Raw genomic sequence first — 18,764 nt, 5'->3', positions numbered from 1 at the left:
TCACTCCCCCAGTTTTTGTAGGATTTCCTCTACGGAGGTTTCACCTTCGCTGTATTCATCCAGAAGCTGCATGATATCGCTGATCTCATCCTTTGCTGTTCCGGTTGTGGATTCTGACTGTCCGGATTCCTGCATACTTCCCTGGATATAATCGGCTATGGCGCCAATGGTTTTGCACCGGAACAGATCAATGACCTTGATCCGCTTCATGTATTTCTGTTCAATTCTTGCTTGAAGCTGAATGATCAGATGCGAATTTCCGCCGATATCGAAGAAATTTTGATCCGTTCCGATATTCCCGATTCCGAGTAATTCCTGCCACACATGCAGCAAAAATTCCTCCGCATCATTCTCCGGCAGCTGCATTTCCGCTTGTCCAGCGGGTTCCATCAGAAGAGGCATGGACCGCAGCGCCTTTCTGTCGATTTTCCCGTTGGATGTAGTGGGCAGGGTTTCCAAAGAGATAAACCGGGAAGGGATCATGTACAAAGGCAAGGTCTGCTGCAGGTAATCTTGAATTTCCCGGACCGGGATATCGCGTGCCGAGGTATAGTAGCAGATCAGTTTGTTCGACTCGCCTTCGTTCACCGCTACAACAGCAGCCGTCTTCAGCCCTTCCAGTCTGTAGAGCGTATGTTCGATTTCACCTGTTTCAATCCGGTAACCTCTTACCTTGACCATTCCATCTTTGCGGGCAATATATTCGAGCTGGCCATCCATACTGTATTTACCTATATCTCCGGTGTGGTATACAATCTGATCGGTAAATGGATGGGTGCGGTACACAGCGGCGGTTGTCTCCTCGTCCCGGAAATAGCCTGGAGTGACTCCTGCCCCACTGATGCAGATTTCACCGGAAATCCCTTGCCCGCACAAGTTCCCATCCTTATCGAGTATATAAATCCGGTTGTTATAAACCGGTTTGCCGAGCGGCACTGTCGTTTTGCCGGCCAAATCGCTTGCGGCTTCATAACACGTTGCCCAGATCGTAGCTTCCGTAGGACCGTACAAATTGTATAGTTTTGCATGGGAAAAGCTTTTGCGGATATCTCCTGCCAGCTTGGGACTCCACGCTTCGCCGCCAATGGCAACGGCATCAAATTGCTGCAAGCACGCTACCTCCCGCTCATCTTGCGAAGAGATTCCGAACAGAAATTGATTCATCAGTGTGGGTACCGAATGCCAGAAGTTAATCTTGTTTTGATCAATATAAGTTAACAAAAGCGCGGGGTCCCTGAGCCTGTCCGATGCTACAATATGCAAGGCTGCCCCGCTTGACAGACAACCAAAGATTTCGAAGACTGAAATATCAAAGCTGACCGAAGTGACCAGCATCATGTTGTGCTGCGGCCCCAAGTTGAACTGCTGACGGCTCCACAACAGATAGTTGAGCACATTGGACTGGCTGACCATGACCCCCTTCGGCGTTCCCGTAGAGCCTGAAGTATAGATAATGTACATCAGCGCCGAAGACGCCTTGGGCCGGATTCGGGCAGCGGGCTGCTTGCGGATATCAGAGTAGTTGTAGCAAGAGAGATGATCTGCTGTTCCCGCTGGGATGGAATCGCCTGTAACATCGATGACAGTCTTCAGAACATCGCCGGCTAATTCCACCAGCTTGGGTATAGACGCACCGTCTGAGACAACGGTTCTAAGCCCGCTGTGCCTGATCATATACGCGATCCGCTCAGGCGGGAAATCCGCATCAAGCGGAACATAGGGACGGCCAGACTTAAGAATGCCCAGAAGCGCAGCAATCATATGGATACCGCGGCCCAAATAGACGCCAACCGGATCAGCCGCTTCCTGTTCAAGCTGCACCAGAAAGGCTGCCAGCTGATTGGACAGCTCATCCAGCTCCCTGTAGCTGAGCCGTTCTCCCTCATACACCACAGCCGTGTGGTCCGGGTTCTTCTCCACTTGCGCTTCAAACAAACGATAGACCTGATCCGGCGGATTCAGAGGAACCGGAAGGGGATTGAATGCATTCATAATCTCCGTTTTGTGACGGGTATCCAGCAATTCATAACCGCTAAGGCGTCCTTCAGGATCTGCGATGACCTGGTTAATCAGGTGCGTTAAATAGCAAGCGTAATTTTGTATAGTCCGTTCCGTGAAAAGTGAGGTTTTGTATTCCAGCCTAACCTCGATTTGACCGTTATCCATTTTGCAAATACAGCTCAAATCGTAAAGGCTCATTCTGTCATTGTCCTGGGGAACATTGTCATATAGCTGAAAAATGGTAGAAAAGACAGGGGTTCTGCTCGGGTCTCTTTCCGGGTTCAGCTTCTCTACCAGCGTATTGAACGGATATCTACCGTTGGCATAGGCTTTTAAGCATTTGCGTTTGACCTCCTCCAATACCTCGCCAAAGCTGCCAAGCTCCCGGAAATCCACCCGAATGCACACCATATTCATAAATAATCCGATGATATTCTCCCATTCCTGTTGTTCTCTTCCCGAAACCGGGAATCCGACGATAATGTCCTCTTCTTGGCTGAGTTTCTGCAAAAAAAGAAAATAGATCGCCAGAACAGTCATGTACAGGGTCGTTGAGCGGTCTCTTGCCAGCACCCGCAATTGCCCGGTAACCTCTGCTGAAACCGTGAATTTAATATAACTCCCATCATAGGCAAGGGAATGCGGGCGATCATAATCGGTCGGCAGTTCAAGAACCGGGAGCGGCCGGGCCAGCTCTTCCAGCCAGTATTTTTCCATGTTTCCACAATCTTCGGACCCGATCCAGAGCTTCTCCTGCTCTACCCAATCCACCGGCTGCAAGGTAATCGGCGCTAATTGGACGGGACGCTTGGACTGGATTTGGTCGTACAGCTCCATCCATTCCCGGAAAAACACCCCCATACTCCATCCATCCGAAATCATATGGTGCATGTTGATGTATAAGAGATACTCGCTCTCTCCATACCGGTGCAGCTCCGCCCGGAATAAGTTCTGCTCCAGCTCAAAAGCGGTTGTATTCAGTTCATCCAGCCGTCTTGACGAAAGCAGCTTCCTATCCGGTTCCTGTGAATAATCGATAAAATGGATCACATGGCTTCTGTCCGGAACAATGAACTGTTTCGCAGTCCCGTTCACATTCCTGATTACGGTCCGCAGCGAAGAGTGGCGCCGGGTTAGGATATCAAGCCCCTGCTGCAGGACCGCCAGATCAACCGCCTCGCGGATCACCTTGACAACCGGTAAATGATAGGCCGTTGTCTGGGGATCGTAGTTCTGCAAGAACCAAATCCGCTGCTGTGCCTTGGAAAGATCATAACCGGCATTTGGAGCCTCTGAGCTGGCCGTCTTTGCGGGAGCCTCCTTCCGTGAAGGAAGAGATTGCTCCAGGTAAGCCGCAAGTTCGGATACCGTCGGGTATTCAAAGATCTCTGCAATACCCAGCTTCTGTTGCAGATGTGTGTTGAGGAGATTGGTCATCTGCGTAGCCATGATAGAATCTCCGCCCAGCTCATAGAAGTTCTTTGATATATCCATTTCTGTCAGCCCAAATGTCTTCGCCCACACTTGCGCCACTGCCTGTTCCGTTTCACTTATTGCGGCCCCGCTCTTGCCGATAACCGCAATCTGGGCTGCCGCTGCCGGAGCGGGACCAGGCTTCGCAAAGCGATTGCCGGTTCTCCTCAGCTCAGGCGATAGCTGGAGCGGGAAATTCCGCAGAACGGATTCATTGAGCCGGTCAAAACGTATGTCTGCGATCATGATGCGGGGTTGCCCCAACTGGAGAGTCCGGCTAAACGCACGAACCGCTTCAGCGGTTTTCAGCGGCCTGAATATTCCGCCGCCCTCCAATGCACCGTAATCCAGCGCCATGCCTGTCTCTCCCCAGGCAGTCCAGTTAAGGGTAAGCCCGCGGACACCTTTTCTGCGCAAAAAGTGGGCAAACCCGTCCAGGTAGCCGTTCCCCGCTGCGTAATCACCTTGGCCGGGACTGCCTTCCAGGGTCGCTACCGAAGAGAACAGAACAAAAAAGTCCGGCTGCTCCTGCAGCAAGCTGTACAGCAGATAAGCGCCTTCGATCTTGGGTGCGGTCACCCTTGTAAAATCAGACCAGTCTTTAGTAAACAGATACCCGCTGCCCGCGATGCCTGCCGCATGGATAATCCCTTTGACCGGTCCATACGCTTCTCTCAGCTGCTTCAGGCAGTGTTCAAGTTCCTGCCCATCTGTGATGTCGCACGGACATATGATGACCTGGCTGCCTGAACGTTCGATCTCATCCAGAAGCTCCATTTTCCGGGCTGTTCCCTTCTCTGCTCCGCTTTGCCTAATGTCCTCCCCTATGTCACGGGGCGGCAGGCCGCTGCGGCTTAAGAGTCCGAGCTTGATCTTGTTCTTCGAGGACAGGTGTCTCGCAATCTCCAGCCCAAGCCCGCCGGTTCCGCCGGTGATTAGATACAAGCCGCCTTCCTGCAGCCCGAGCAGCTCTTCCGGCTCCTCTCCAGCGCAGCGGGCCAGCTCCTCGACAAACCGCTCATTCCCGCGGTAGGCCACCTGATACGCCATGCGCTCCCCGAAGATTTCCTCCAGCACCGCTTCCCATCCGGTCTCATCGCCCAGGTCGATACTGCGGCACTTCAGATTAGGATACTCCGTATTCACAACCTTCCCCAGATTGAAGAAGGCCGCATAACAAGGCTCAAGCTCTTTTTCGCCTCCGGTGACCTCGTAGCCGTGTTTGCCCAGCAGCACGACATCGATCTGCTCTTTGTATTTCGCCTGAACCAACGCTTTCACAATGAAAAACAGGCTTTGGACGCTCTTTTCCTGAGCCGCCTGCAAACTGGTGAAACTGTCTGCCCCGCAGCCTTCGTCAAGGGCATAACCATGAATAATCCGGCTGAGGTTTCGGCCCTGCAAATCGGCAAACAACTGAAGATAATCCGTTGCTTCGTTGCCGACTGCATAACGGCTGTCCGTCTCTTTGCGATACGCATCCCCCCGGGCAACCTGAATCAGCTCAACGCCGTCTGCCTCCAGGTGCCCGATTAATTCCCGGGTTCGTCTGCACTCGTTGCCGAACAGGAGCACAGTCCCTCCTCTTCTGCTTTTCCCGTCCGGCTGTGGAGACTTCACCCAATCTATCCGGTAGAAAAGATCTTGTGAAATCAGCGCCGGCGAGACTTTTTTCAAGGTATAATTCTCCACTTCCACGAAAACGTTGCCTTCCTCATCAATCAGGCTGATATCGTAGGAGACCGTTTCCCGGTGATCTCCGTGAGTCTCCCTTTTCCGCAAATAGCTGTAAAAGGAAGCCGGCATCGCTCCAAAGATGCGGATGGATTCATAATAGAAGGGAAACGCCGGCAGATCAGCCGCTTCCCCGCTTTGTCTCAGCAGATGCCAGAAACTGAGCGCTGTGTCCATAAGGGCAGGATGAAGCGAATATTCCTCACGCTCTGGAGCACCACCCGTTGACCTGATATGGAGCACTGCCGAACTGTCGTTCTGGTAAAACCTGCGGATGCACTTCCACCTTGGGCCATACTGAATTCCCGCTGTAAGAATCGGAGTGAATATTTCAGCGTTCTCCTCGTTCATCTTCTGAATCAGCGGTTCCAGCGCAATCCATGGCATTTTGTACTCAGCCTGCGGATAAATCTCCCCTTGTGCATGAATGATCCAGTTTTCCTTATGCCCGCTTTCCTTCATACTGGCTATCGTAAAGGCAACATGATCATGCTCCTCATGAATAATCGTATGAACAACCCTGGTCTCATCCGGCGGGCACATCAGCATATTTGGCAAAGTAACCTGCCTCAGCTCTACATTCTTCCCGGTAAAATAATACCCGCTTGCTGCCTTGGCCATTTCGAGATAAGCCACTCCCGGCCATACACCATTATCGTGAATGCGATGCTCCTGCAGCAGCCAATGCTCTTTGCCGGACAGCTTCGCGGCGTATATTCTCATTCCCGCTGTCTTGACGGTACACTCACCCGGAAGCGGCCCCGGAACACCCGGAGATGCTCCTTCATTTGTCCCTTGTGCCGGCCAGTGCCTTGTTTTGGCAAAAGGATAGACCGGGACCCGGACAGTCTGTACGGCTTGTCCGGTCCATAGGGCTGCCCAGTCCACGCGCGTACCCTGGACATATAATTGAGCCAGCTCATTAAGAGAGCCAGCAGCAGCCTGCGCAGGGTTCCCGGCGATCTGCCGGACCAGCCGACCGGCTTGGTCATAGGCAGCCTTCGTTGTGGCGTCGGACAGGTCCTGCTGGGCCATATTATTTTTCGCCTTTTGCCTGATGGGGAAATACCTGTAATACCCTATCGATTCAGAGAGCTGTTCCACATCGTCCGAAAGGACCGAAGCGATGTGGAGCCGCAGCTCAGACGAATTCTTGGCGATAATGGCCAGCCGGTGGGAGAAATGTTCCCGGCCAAGCTGAGCGGTATAGACAAGATTCTGATAATCCGCTTGTGGATTGGCTTGCAGAAATTGAGAGTACCTGTGCAGTAATTCCAGCAAACCGGACTTCGTTTTTGCAGACACCGGAAAAATCCGCGGTTCCTCCGGTTGTTCCCGCACCGTGTGGTGATCTTCCTGCTGCTGCCATTCCTCCAGAAGCACATGACAGTTCATGCCGCTGAATCCAAAAGAACTGATGCCCGCACGCCGCGGCCCTTGGGCCTGTTCCCAGGCAAGAGGCTTGTCCACCATATAGAACGGCGACTGGGAGAATGGAATATATGGATTCGGCTCTTCAAAGTGGAGGGTGGGGACCAACTGCTTATGCTTCATGGACAAGACGACTTTGATGAGGGAAGCCATCCCGGAAGCCCCCACGAGATGACCGATATTGGATTTTACAGAGCCAAGGCCGCAAAATTGTTTTTTATTCGTATATTGATCAAAGGCTTGCTTCATCGCTTTCACTTCGATGGGGTCTCCAACCACAGTGCCTGTCCCGTGGGTTTCAATATAGGAAACCGTTTCCGGATGTATTCCTGCCTTAGTCCATACATCAATCAACAGGCGCTCCTGAGCCTCCGGATTGGGAGCTGTGATGTAATTGGATGCCCCATCGCTGTTCACCCCGCTGCCTTTGACCACCGAATAGATCCGGTCCTTGTCTTTGAGCGCATCCCGCAACGGTTTGATGATGATGGCGGACAATCCTTCTCCCCAAGTCGTTCCCTGGGCATTTTTATCGAAGGGGCGCACCTTGCCGTCATTGTTTTCCACAATTTTGAACGAGGAGTTTGCCAGCGGAAGCAAGTTTAGACTGATTCCGCCGACAATGGCCATTTTACATTCTTTATGCTTCAGCGATTCACAGCCCTGGTGCAGGGCAACCAATCCGGAGGAGCATGCGGTATCAATGACCTGATTAGGGCCGGTCAAATTAAAGAAAAAGGCAAGCCTTCCCGAAATAAAGCTGGGAAGATTGCCGGTCATGGCCAACTCGTTGGAAGAGTCAATGAATTGTTGATACAGTCCGGAAGAGTGGTGGTCCCTTCCAATGAACACCCCTGTTTGGGTTCCATATATTTTTTCGCCCATATAACCGGCATCTTCAATCGCTTCAGCGGCAACTTCCAGCATCAAGCGCTGATGGGGGTCCATGAACTCGGCTTCCTTGGGGGACAGGCGAAAATATTCGGCATCGAACGAATCGACTTCTTCCAAATAGCTTCCTTTGCCGTATACGGGCGTCCCCATTATTTTTCGCACTAAAGGATCAACATCCTTACGTCTCTTCAGCGGAAAATCAGTGATGCCATTGACTCCGTTAAGCAGGTTGTCCCAGTATTGCTCAAGCGTATCGGCAAAAGGAAAGCGGCAGGCGATGCCGATGATGGCGATATCATCGGCTGTACGGTTTTCCGCTTCTGCCCGGCTGCTGTTTAGTTGATGCAGAATTTTCAGCGCGAGCTTCTGGTCCAGGCGGTTGGCCTTGACGCTCTCCAGAATTTCGGCATTCAGCAGATCGATGTTACTCATCAATACGATTCCTCCGTTGTGATAGAAGCTCCACCAAATCTTCTACGGTTTGTTCATCGGAAGTCAGCTTGTCCATAATCGATTGCAGCTGCACGTCAAGCGAATCCCCGGAAGAGGGGTTCGGATCTGCTGCGGATTCGGCCGTTTTCACTTGCTGCCGGTCACGCTGCTGCTTTATATAACCGCAAAGCTCGGCCACCGAAGAATACGTAAACAAATCCGGCAAGTCGAGAATGCCCGGAAACTCGATTTCCAGCTTTCTGAGCAGTTGGGTTGCGATCAATGAATCCCCGCCTATATCCAGAAAACTGCTGTAGATGTTAACAGACGGCAAATGCATCGTTTCTGCCCAGATCCGCGATATTGCTTGTTCAATGTCATCATAGTTCCCGTCGGCGCGGCCCGTAATGGTGAACGGGAAAGTATCATGAACAGTCTGCTTGGGATCACCCAGCCTGCGGATAAGCGCATCCTCTATTCTTAAGAATGAGCTTTCTTGCACGGCTGCAAGCCGGTCAAGGTGGAGTGAACCGATCAGCACTTGACTGCAGTCCATGGCGAGCGCTTGTCCAAAAGCGGCAAGCGCCTCATGCGTTTTCAACGGCTTGCAGATGCTGCTGCCCGTTGCCGCACCGTAGTCTGCAGCCATGCCAATCTCTTCCCAGGCTGCCCAGTTCAGCGTGATTCCGCGAATCCCCTGCCTGCGCAAATAGGGGGCAAATCCATCCAAATAGCCGTTGCCCACGATATAGTCACCCTGGCCCGGACTTCCTTCCAGCGCTGCAACCGAAGAGAATAGCATGAAAAAGTCGAGGGGCTCCTCTATCAGGCTATGCAGCAGATAAGCCCCTTCTATCTTGGGTTTCGTGACCCTGCTGAAATCCGCCCAGGTCTTGGTAAACAAAAATCCGCTGCCGGCCAGTCCAGCTGCATGGATGACTCCTTTCACCGGACCGAAGGTTTCCCTCAGCCTGTGCAGAGCACCGGCAAGCTCTTCCTCATCTGTGACATCGCATGGGCACACCATCACCCGGCTTCCAGAGTGTTCGATTTCTTCCAGAATCCTCAATTGCCTGCTTCGCATCCCGTCCGTTTTGTTTCGCCCGGTATCCTCTTTTGAATCAGGAAGGGACAGCCCGCCACGGCTTAACAGGCCCAGGCAAATCTTGTTCTGTGAGGACAAATACCTGGCGATTTCAAGACCAATCCCGCCTGTACCGCCAGTAATCACATACAAACCATCCTCTTGCAGCTCTGGCGGCTGTCCGGACTGTACCGGTTCCCCTGTATAACGGCCAAACTCCTGAACATACCGTTCATTTCCCCTATAGGCAACTTGATAGACAGCCTGTCCATCCTCTATTTCTTCCAATATAGCTGCCAATGCTGTCTGATTGTCCAGGTCAATACTGCGGCATCTCATATTCGGGTACTCTGCAGCTGCGGTTTTTCCGAGATTGAAGAAGGCCGTCTGACAAGGTTCCAGCTCTTCCTCATGCCCTGTAATCTCAAAGCCATACTTCCCTAACAGCACCAGCTCAATCTCCTGCTTGTACTTGGCTTGGACTAACGACTTCACTATATAGAACAGACTTTGGATGCTCTTCGCCTGAAGGGCCTGAAGGGCTTGCAGATTGCAGAGTCCGGCGGCTTCACCTCCCGCATCCAGAGCATAGCTATGAATGATTCTGCTGACCTTCCGGTCCTGCAGATCAGCGAACAAGCGTTGATAATCCGCTTCCTCATTGCCTACCGTGTAGCAGGATTCCTGTTCTTGCCTATACTTCTCACCGTGATGGACCCGAATCACCTCTGCGCCTCTTGCCGCAAGCAGCCGGACCAATTCGCCGGATCGTCCTCTTTCGTCTCCAAACAGCAGGACAGCGCCGTCCGTTATGTTTCTTCCTGCTGACTGCCGGGACTCCTTCACCCAATGGAGCTGATGGAAGAGGTCCTTCGTGACCATTGCTGCGGACACTTTTTTCAAGGTGTAGTTCTCTACTTCCGCGAACACGTTCCCTTGCTCATCAATCAGCCTGATATCGTAAGAGATTGTCTCCTTGTTGTCTCCCCCGGCTTCTCTTTTGCACAAGCAGCTGTAAAAGGAAGCAGGCATGTTATCATAGAACGTAAATTTCTTGAAGGAAAACGGCAGATACAAATCACGTAAAATAAACATCGTGGCTGCATTCAATCCCGTATCGAGCAGAGCCGGGTGATAACCGTATGCCGAAAAATCCTCCGCATAGCGTTCTCCCAACTGCACGTGGACAAGCACACGATCCTTGCTCTGGGACAATTGCCGAATGTTGTTCCAGCGCGGACCAAAGGCAGTGCTGCCCGCAATGCTGCCAAAGTCCGGCTCGACTGGCTCCCACCCGCTATTTTTCAGAAGCAGCTCCATATCTACTCTGGCAACCCCAATATTCTGGAAAGGTACGATCCGCCCTTCGGCATTCAGGTTCCACTCATTAGGGCTCCCCTCGTTGCCCAGGGCGGCCCGATTGGCGATTTGCAGCCGGAACTGGCTGTCCTGTTGCTCTACCCGCGTATGGACTAGATGCCCTTCGCTTTCACCGACAATCAAAGGGTTAATAAAACGGAAATCCTGCAGGTTGAACGCAAGGTTTCCAACATGGCTGCAGCCTGTCTGGCGGGCCCATTCAATCAGCCCCGCCGCCGGAACGATATGGAATCCCATCATCAGATGTTCCCGCAGCAGCCACTGCTCTTCTACACGCAGCTCAACTTCATAGACCGATTGCTGGTAGGTTTCCAGTATCTTGCGCCCAGGCAAGGTTTCGCTTGGCGGAGATTGAAGCCCTCGGCTTCCCGGGGGCTTGTCCGCCTGCGGCCAAAAGCTTGTCTTTTGGAACGGATAGACAGGGAGTGGAATCCGCCGGTGCCTGCCCGGCTGGTAACAAACTTCCCAATTGATCTCGGCTCCTTGAACATACAGGCTGCATATTTCCGAAATCGCCTGAATATCTTGCCCGGAATAAGCCGCCAGCATTGTACGTGCCTGTTCATGCAATAGATTCAGGGCCGGCTCGGTTGTCTCCCCGGTGCTTTTATCCTTTTTGCTTTCCGGAACGATTTTGAATTCACCGTAATAGATTCCGTCGGCTGATTGCCCGGATCGGGGATGCCCACTTATGAGGCGATGCAGTTTTTCTTGTAATTCCTGCATATCCCTGACGATTAGAGCGAGCCGGTACGCATAATGCCCTCTTCCTGTCGCAGCGGTGTAACACAGGTCCGCCAGCTCCACATCTCCGGCGCGCTGCATATGATGCAGATATTGGGACACCCACTCGAAAAGGACCGCCTTCTCCTTGGCTGAAACCGTAAAGATATGAAACGGACGGCTTGCTTCAGCCTGTGGTGTACTGACCGGAGCTTCCTCAAGCACGAGGTGGAGATTCGTCCCGCTGAAGCCGAAAGAACTGATGCCTGCCCGCAGCGGAATATCCTCCTGCACCCGCGTCCACTCCTGAAGCTTATTGACCATATAGATTGGAGAACCTACAAAGTCGATAAACGGATTGGGATCATCAAAATGAAGGGTACTGACGAGTTTTTGATGCTTGAGTGACAGAATGGCTTTCATCACCGATGCAATTCCCGAAGCAGCCGCCAAATGACCAATATTCGATTTCACAGAACCGATGCCGCAGAACTGTTTTTTGGAAGTATATTTTCGGAAAGCGTTGCTGAGCGACTGGACTTCAATCGGGTCTCCAAGAACGGTACCGGTCCCATGCGCTTCGTAAAAACCGATGGTTTCAGGCGCAATCTCCGCATTGGTCCACGCTTTTGTGAATAAATCTTCCTGTGCAAGCGCATTGGGTGCCGTAAGTCCGTTGGATCTGCCGTCGTTATTCACCGCACTCCCTTTGATAACCGCATGGATATGATCGCGGTCCTCAATCGCTTTATCGAGCGGCTTCAGCAGCAATGATCCGATGCCTTCTCCCCACAAGGTGCCATCCGCCTGTTTATCGAACGGCTTAAGCAAGTGCAGCTTGGATTCCACCAGACCAAACGCCGGATTTTTCACAGGAAAAAAAACCAGACAGACTCCGCCTGCAATCGCCATGTCGCATTCGTTGTTTCTGATCGCCTGGCAGGCATCATGTATGGCCAGCAGTCCGGAGGAACAAGCCGAATCCAAGACGATGCTCGGACCCCTCAGATCCAGGAAATAGGAGATCCGGCTGGACAAAATCCCGGTATAAGACCCGGTTAAGGCCAGCTCATCCGTCTGATCCAGCAAGTGGGTGTACATGTTCCCTACGGTATGGTCCCTTCCAATAAACACGCCCGTTCTGGAGGATACGATCCGGCGGCCGCCGTATCCGGCATCTTCAACGCTCTCCATAACGGCGGTCAGCAGCAGCCTCTGGATGGGGTCCATCATTTCCGCTTCTTTGTTGGAAATTTTGAAGTATTCGGAATCGAACTGGTCAATCTGCTCCAAATATCCGCCTTTTTCATACGTTATCTTCTGAAGCGGGCCCAGTGCATTCTTTTGGATGAAACCTTCGACACCCTTTTGCCTGCTCTCAGGAAAATCGCCGATGCAATCAACCTCATGGAGCAGATTATTCCAGTATTCATCCAAATTAGAAGCGCCCGGAAAGCGCCCGGCCATCCCGATGATCGCGATGTCCTTATGCTTTTTCACGCCAGCCTGTTTGATTTCTTTAAGAATAACCTTGGACTTTTCGACGGATAACTCCTGATCTTTGATCTGTTGATAAATGTATTTTTTGGTTTCCTTCATTCGTCTTCTCCCAGCAATCGCTCAACCTCATCTATATCCAATTCGCCATTGGCTAAGCGATGCAATATCTGGTCAAGGTTGTAATCCTCTTCCTCCTGGCTTGGATTCGCTTCAGCAGATGAAGCAGGCTGATCTTGTTCCATTCTGGAATATACATATTCAGCCATCTTGTTAATCGTAGGATACGTAAAAATATCCGAGATTCCCAGCATGCCTGGAAACGCTTTTTCGAGTTCCTGCAGCAGGTACACAGCAAAGATCGAATTACCGCCAATAGAAGTAAAAGAATCGTCCGGCCCTATGGATTCTGATTCAAGCAGGGTCACCCACAACTGGCGAATTAGCTCCTTAATGGCCTGCGCCGAACGGTCATGGGTTCTTCCTTCCGCAAGACCGGCGGAGGCTTGGGCGGAGGGGCTGGCTTGAACAACAAGCTGTGGCTCCACGTAATTCATCAGCAGGTTATTGCCTTCAACAAAGAAACTGCTGCGGAAATTCTTCACCACATTTTCCTTGTTGATGGTTCCGATCACCACCTGTTTCTCGCCTGAAGCCAAGGCAGCATCAAAGGCGGACACCGCCACATGCGTAGGCAGCAGATTGAAGATCAGCTCTTGACTGGACATTCCATAATCATAGGCCATGCCAATCTCTTTCCAAGGTGCCCAGTTGAGCGTGATTCCGTTTTGATTGGCAGGCAGACTGTAAACAAAGCTATCCAGAAAACCGTTGGCCGCCACATAATCCCCTTGTCCGGGCGTACCCTCCAGTGAGGACACGGAAGAGTAGCAAACAAAGAATTCCAGCGGCTCTGTAATTAATTCCGCCAGATAGAGGCTGCCTGCGATTTTGGATTGCACAACCTCACGGAAGCGCTGTTCTTCCCTATTGAACAAGAATTGGTCTCCGGCTACTCCGGCGGCGTGTATTACGCCATTTATGCCGCCAAACCTGTTTCTTACATCCTGCAGCACATGTTCCAGTTCAGTTCTGCTCGAAATATCTGCTCTATAGAACGTATATGTACTGCCGCTTTCTTTGATCTGCTGCAGAATTTTGATCCGCCGTATCACCTCATGCTGTTCTCCTTCTTCGAGAATCTCCTCCCATTCACTTTCACCCGGAAATCCGGAGCGGCTGACCAGCACCAGATTGACCGGCTTCTTGTTTGCAAGATGAGACGCGGTTGTAATCCCCAGGCCGCCTGTGCCGCCTGTAATCAGATAACAGCCCGAGCCGGACAACATCAGGTCTTTGGACAGCGGATTGGACAGCGGAAGCTCCCTCATCCTTTGCACGTACCGTTCGCCTTGTCTATACGCAGCTACGTAATGGTCAGGTGGATTGTCCAGCTCCGCCAGAAGCGCAGTGACCTCCGTTTCCGGGTCCAGATCAATGCAGCGGCAGCGCAGGTGGGCGTATTCGCTGCTGACCACCTTGCCGAGATGGTAGAAGGCGCTGTGCATCGGGTTCAGCCAAGGCTCGTTCCGTGTAACTTGAACCCCCAGATCAGCCATGAGGACGAGTTCGATCTTCTCCCGGATATTATGGGCAACCAAGCTTTTGGTCAGATAAAAAAGACTGAATAGTCCCTTGTTCATTTCCTGCTCTACATGGCTGCCTGAACGCAAAGGATCATGGCTCCAGGAGAAGCAGTGGAGCATCCGCTGCACCCCTCTTGTCTGGATATCCCCGCACAACCGGTCAAAATCCTGCTGACTCCCGCTGATACTGTAATGATAATCATCCAATTTGCTGAAGCATTCACCCATTATCACCGAAATAAAGGGCATGTTCCTCTCTTGCAGAGCATCCAGAAGCTTACGGGAAAGCGGATCTTGTCCGGCAAAGACAAGCGTAAACGGCATGCTGCCCTCAGCTTGCTCCCGTTCACGAAGCGGCGTACGCTCCCACTCCAGCCGATGGAACAACCCTCCAGGCAATACCGGTGCGGAAGCGGATGCTTCGATATGTACCCGTTTCAACGAGTACTCTTCCATTTCGGCAAAGACATCCCCGGCTTCATCGAACAGCACGATGTCAAAAGAGACCGTTTCCTGAAGCTCTGCGGTCTGGTTGTTTTTCATGTGCAGCATGCTGTAAACTCTGTCCGGCATCTTGTCAAAAATTTTGATCCTCTTATAAGTAAACGGCAAAAATAACCCATCGCGAATCTGGCTAATGGGAATATTGACAGCACAATCCAGCAGGGATGGATGCAGGGTATAGGCGTGAACTTCTGCTGCAAAAGGAGCCGGCAGTTCAAAATAGGCTATGATGCGGTCAGGCTCCACATAAATCTCCTTCATACACTCCCAGTGCGGGCCGGTCTGGACCGGAGCCTCTGCTCCAGGTTTATAGCCGGCAACGGATTGTCTCTTCGATTCTTTCAGGATATCCGGGAGAGCAACCCGCCTTTTTGGCTTCTCCCCGTGCAGGATGCTCACTTTACCTTTACAGTGAATCACCCATTCATCCGGCTGCTCCCCGGACTGGGAGGTGATCATGACATCAACTCCGGACTTTTGCCTGGTCAGCACTATGTGGACACTCTTTTTTTCATGCTCCTTCAGCTGCAGCGGCTGCAGGAACATGAAATTTTCCATCATCAGCCCGCCCTGTCCGGGAGCAGTTTGCTTCAGGACTTGAGCCGCGATCTCCAGATAAGCGGTTCCGGGCAGCACATAATGGTCCACAATTTGGTGTTCAGCCACAACCCAGTGGGTATCGCAGGAGAAGCGGGCTTCATAAACTTCAACCCCATTGCTGCGGACCAGACATTGACCGACAAGCGATCCCATCTTTGTCATATACGTCTTAGGTTCGATCCAGCAGCGGGTTTCCTGAAACGGATAGGCAGGCAAGCTGATTAACTGATAGCATCCGTCCGCATACAAGCTTTGCCAAGGAATAACTTCCCCCTGTACATACAACTGTGCCAATTGTTGAAAAAGGGATGCACGCTGCTGATCAACCGCAGCCCTTATTTCCTGGACTATCTCCTGTACATCAGGACGGGATACCGGGATGTTGGAAGCCTGTTCAAGCCCCTGCTGCATATAGACATGTTCCATGGTGCTCTTCTCTATTCCCGCCTGCTTAAGCGATTGGAGCTTCTCAAGCAGATCCATCCGATCTCTGAACACAATTGCCGCCTTATGCACATGATGGTCCCGGCCGGTATTCGCCGTATAGCACAAGTTGTCCAGATCAATTGTCTCTGACTGATTGATGAATTGGTGATACTCAGAGACGAGCCTGCGCAGCACATCACTGTTCTTGGCCGATAACGTCATCATGTTCCAGCGGTCTGCGCTGCGCCTCCCTGCACGCTCAGCGGCCGCTGGCTCTTGGTACTGCTCCAGAATCATATGGCAGTTGGTTCCACTTAATCCGAAGGAATTGATCCCGCATCTTCTAGGATGCTCGCCGCTCTCCCAGGAGCGCACCGTATCATTCACGTAGACCGGGGAATCATGGAAATGGACCGCCGGGTTCGGGGATTGGAAATGGATCATCGGCGGCAAGGTCTCATGCTTCAATGCCAGAATACATTTCAGCAAGCCGGCAATCCCTGCTGCATGGTCCAAATGTCCGATATTCGTTTTGATGGAGCCAATCGCGCAAAACTGTTTTTTTCTCGTGTATCTGTCAAAAGCCCTGGTAATTCCGTCAATCTCAACAGGGTCGCCCAAGCGGGTTGCCGTCCCATGGGCCTCAATCAGAGAAATGGTCTCCGGATGAACATCCGCATCCTTCCATGCCCGGATAATCAGCTCTTCCTGTGCTTTGGAGTTAGGTGCGGTAATGCCGATCGATTGTCCATCCTGATTGACTGCACTCCCTTTGATAAGGGCATAAATATGGTCTCCATCCTGTATCGCCTGCTTGGCATCCTTCAATAGAACGGCTCCCGCGCCTTCCCCAAGGCCGGTTCCATCGGCATCCCGATCAAAGGTTCTCGTTCTGAACCCGGAGGAGACGATGCCAATACCGGTGCTCGATTTGTCAAAGGGCTGCAACTGCACCTTTACTCCCCCGGCAAATGCCATCCCGCACTCTCCGCGGCGAATGGACTGGCAGGCGAGATGAACGGCGACAAGCGAAGAGGAGCATGCCGTATCGACCAACAAGCTGGGTCCGTGTACATCCAGCCAATAAGCCAACCGGGCCGGGATAATCGATTTGATGTTGCCCGTCATCGCCAGATCAGCCAGCTCTGCACTGTCCCCGCTGAGCAAATGCTTGTATTCCCCCCCGAAATCGCTGCTATACCCTACAAAAACACCGGTTGAGGTTCCACCCAATCTCCCTTTCCCATACCCCGCGTCTTCCATTGCCTCTATACAGCATTGCAAAAAGAGGCGCTGATTGGGGTCCATCAGCTTGGCCTCCTTGGGTGAAATGGAAAAGTATTCGCAATCAAACCCGTCAACCCGGTCCAAATACCCGCTTTCCGCATACTCCGCCGGGTCCTTCTGACAATCCTTTTTCAGCAGGGCGGACATGACCGCTTCATAGTCCTGTTTTCGGGACAGGGGGATTTGGCGGATCGAATCCTTGCCAAGCACAATATTAGTCCAGTACTCCCTGGCGTTGTGAGCATCAGGCATCTTCCCTGCCAGCCCAATGACCGCAATGTCTTTGCGGAGAGCTTCCTCTGATTCAGCAGATTCACAGGAAAGGGGGAGCTCCTCTTCCAAATCGAGTTGAATCTGATTGAACAGAGGTTTATTGTTCATACACAGTTTCCTTTTCGCCAAACATGAGCGCGGCAAAATCATCAAATAGATGTCTTTTCTTGGTTTCATCAAAGATTTGCGTGAAACGTTCCCTTTGCTCTTCCAGCGGTACCTTTTTGGTCACAAAAACAGAACGGAGCATCTCGATTGCCTGTTTCATGTCTTCGGCAGACTCCTCGCCGCCTTCTTCCTCCAGCCGGTTGCTCAGTGCCTGCACCTTTCTGTAAGGCTCAATTACACCCCGTTGGTACTCCGCTTCATCCCAGTTCTGATTTCGTGTACACACAGCGATAGCCAAAGAGCGCGATACCAGAGTAGGGCGTTTTTCGGCGATTTGCTCATCGATGACTGCCATGATCTCCTGGTAATGATCCTCATAAGAAAAGGCGCGCACATGCGAGAAATCACGTTTGATCAAATGGGTCAAAGCCGACTTCGGACCCAGTTCGATAAAGGTGTTCACACCTTGGCGCAGCAAATAATCAATCGTTTCTTTCCATCTTACCGCGCTGACCATTTGCATGCTGAGCCGGGTACGAATTCCTTCAGTATCGAAATAGGGCTTCGCATCCACATTGGATAGAACCGGCCAGTTGATGGCGGACATATCCGTAGCGGTTAGGACACGCTGGAATATTTGATTGCTGATTTCAAGATAAGGCGTGTGGAAAGGAGCGGATACTTGAAGCGGAATGCTGATTGCCCCGATCTTCGCCAGATTTTCCGCCGCCTGCGTGACCAGCGCCTTGGACCCGGAAATCACCACTTGATTCGAGGAATTATAATTAGCTACCACGATTTTATCCTCTTCATTTGAGAGCCTTGCACACTCCTCTTCTACCAGCAGCGGATGCAGGCCGTTAATGGCGGCCATTCCGCCCTGCCCGTCTGTTGTAGCCTGCTGCATCAGGGCCCCTCTCTCCATTACCAGCCGCAGGGCATCCTCATACGTAAACACACCTGCACATGTAAGTGCTGTAATTTCCCCTAAGCTGTGGCCGGCCATAAAGGACGGGAAAAACTTTTTGTCCTTCCAAATCGATTGAAAAATCGCATAACTATAGGCAAAGATCGCCGGCTGGGCAAATTCAGTCCGCGTTAATTTGTCCAGATTCCCCTCATTGATAACCGCAAGCAGATCATAGCCGAGGATATCGTTGGTTTTGCTAAAAATGTCCCTTGCCTCGGCAGAGCTTTCATAAAGAGATTTGCCCATCATAGTGTACTGGCTTCCTTGACCTGGGAACAGCAAAGCAATTTTTATCATATAT

4 protein-coding genes are annotated in these 18,764 nt (G+C 51.8%); all 4 read right to left on the bottom strand.

Annotation, left to right across the window (positions count from 1 at the left end):
* From PGRAT_RS07835 to fabD, 4 genes are read right to left on the bottom strand one after another with little or no spacing between them, the layout of a single operon-like run.
* A complete protein-coding gene (locus tag PGRAT_RS07835; RefSeq protein WP_042266339.1) occupies window positions 1-7,965 on the bottom strand; it encodes a non-ribosomal peptide synthetase in 7,965 nt (2,654 codons plus the stop codon).
* Window positions 7,958-12,751, bottom strand: a complete 4,794-nt coding sequence (locus PGRAT_RS07830; protein ID WP_042266337.1) for an SDR family oxidoreductase — start codon at window positions 12,749-12,751, stop codon at window positions 7,958-7,960. Before PGRAT_RS07830 ends, PGRAT_RS07835 begins: the two co-directional genes overlap by 8 nt.
* The gene (locus tag PGRAT_RS31515) at window positions 12,748-17,493 is read right to left on the bottom strand and encodes a type I polyketide synthase (RefSeq protein WP_025704276.1); all 4,746 of its coding nucleotides are present in this window, start codon (window positions 17,491-17,493) and stop codon (window positions 12,748-12,750) included. The genes PGRAT_RS07830 and PGRAT_RS31515 overlap by 4 nt, the downstream gene beginning before the upstream one ends.
* Window positions 17,483-18,760, bottom strand: a complete 1,278-nt coding sequence (gene fabD, locus PGRAT_RS07820) for an ACP S-malonyltransferase (protein WP_025704275.1) — start codon at window positions 18,758-18,760, stop codon at window positions 17,483-17,485. Before fabD ends, PGRAT_RS31515 begins: the two co-directional genes overlap by 11 nt.
* Between the last annotated feature and the right edge of the window lie 4 nt (window positions 18,761-18,764).

The organism is Paenibacillus graminis, from assembly GCF_000758705.1.
In the GTDB taxonomy this organism is placed as follows: Bacteria; Bacillota; Bacilli; order Paenibacillales; family Paenibacillaceae; genus Paenibacillus_AQ; species Paenibacillus_AQ graminis.
Note: the sequence above shows the minus strand (reverse complement) of the source record. Positions and strands in the feature narration are given on the sequence as shown.